Origin of the sequence: Desulfotomaculum copahuensis (assembly GCF_001655685.1) — a bacterium.
Classification (GTDB): domain Bacteria; phylum Bacillota; class Desulfotomaculia; order Desulfotomaculales; family Desulfovirgulaceae; genus Desulfotomaculum_G; species Desulfotomaculum_G copahuensis.
Map to the genome: position 1 here is coordinate 1 of NZ_LYVF01000147.1, position 948 is coordinate 948.

Genomic DNA, 948 nt, shown 5'->3' on the forward strand with positions numbered 1-948 from the left:
AAAGGAGGAAGACCTAAAAAGCGGTAAATTTTATAAAACATATAGAGTTTACCCGTAAATTGCATATGTTTTAAGAATTTGCGTTTTTTAAACACCTTTTATGTTTTATTATAAGCATAGGAGGTGTTTATTTTATGGATAAAAAATTATTAAGACTTCCTGAAGTGGCAGAAATATTAGATTTAAAAGAAGACAGAGTATATGCTTTAGCCAGAGAAGGCATTTTGCCTGTGGTTCATGTAGGAAGACAATTAAGAGTTGATCCTGATAAGCTGTTAGAATGGATTGACAATGGCGGAAAAGCTTTCGACGGCGGCTGGAAAAAAACGAATTAAAATAACCTTTATGTTAATTAAGGAAGGGATCTGCAATGAACAAAAATACCATAGAAAAATCTATGGCAAATAAAAAAAATAAATTGAACATCAGCTATAATATAAGCAATAATTTTGAATATGTCAAATCTAATATTTCCCTATTACAGGCTATAGAGCTTTACGGTTTTAATCCTGTAAAAAAAGGCACTCATTATTTCATTCTTTGTCCATTTCATGCAGATAAGAACCCTTCCTTAGCAATCTATAAAGATGTCTATCATTGTTATGGATGCCAAGCGCATGGTGATGTTATAGACTTCACAGCAAGATATTTTAATTTAACACCATTAGAAGCAGTTAAAAAGTTATCTTATGATTTTGGCATACCTTTATCGGGAATTGAGCCTAATAAGGAAATCCAAAGAAAAGCTATTAAAAGGCAAAAATTTAATAGGCTACTTAAGAATTTCAAGCGCAAATATGATGAAACGTATGATTATCTTTGCAAGCTATTTCAAGCGTATACGAAGATAAAATCATTAGTTGAAGAACCTGACGATATGGATTTGGAAGCATTCGTTGAAGCCTGCAAATATCAAGACCTGATTGAATATTGGATTGACACATTAAG

General features: G+C 31.6%; 2 protein-coding genes. Both read left to right on the top strand.

Annotated elements, in window-relative coordinates; translation table 11 throughout:
• The first annotated feature begins 134 nt into the window (after positions 1-134).
• A complete protein-coding gene (locus A6M21_RS09105; RefSeq protein WP_066668031.1) occupies positions 135-335 on the top strand; it encodes a helix-turn-helix domain-containing protein in 201 nt (66 codons plus the stop codon).
• A 35-nt stretch (positions 336-370) separates the two neighbouring features.
• A partial coding sequence (locus A6M21_RS09110; RefSeq protein WP_066668033.1) for a CHC2 zinc finger domain-containing protein occupies positions 371-948 on the top strand: 578 nt, incomplete at its 3' end.

What these genes read in the sequence shown, in the direction of transcription:
- A6M21_RS09105 (WP_066668031.1), top strand. Translation starts at nt 135, where the DNA reads ATGGATAAAAAATTATTAAGACTTCCTGAAGTGGCAGAAATATTAGAT.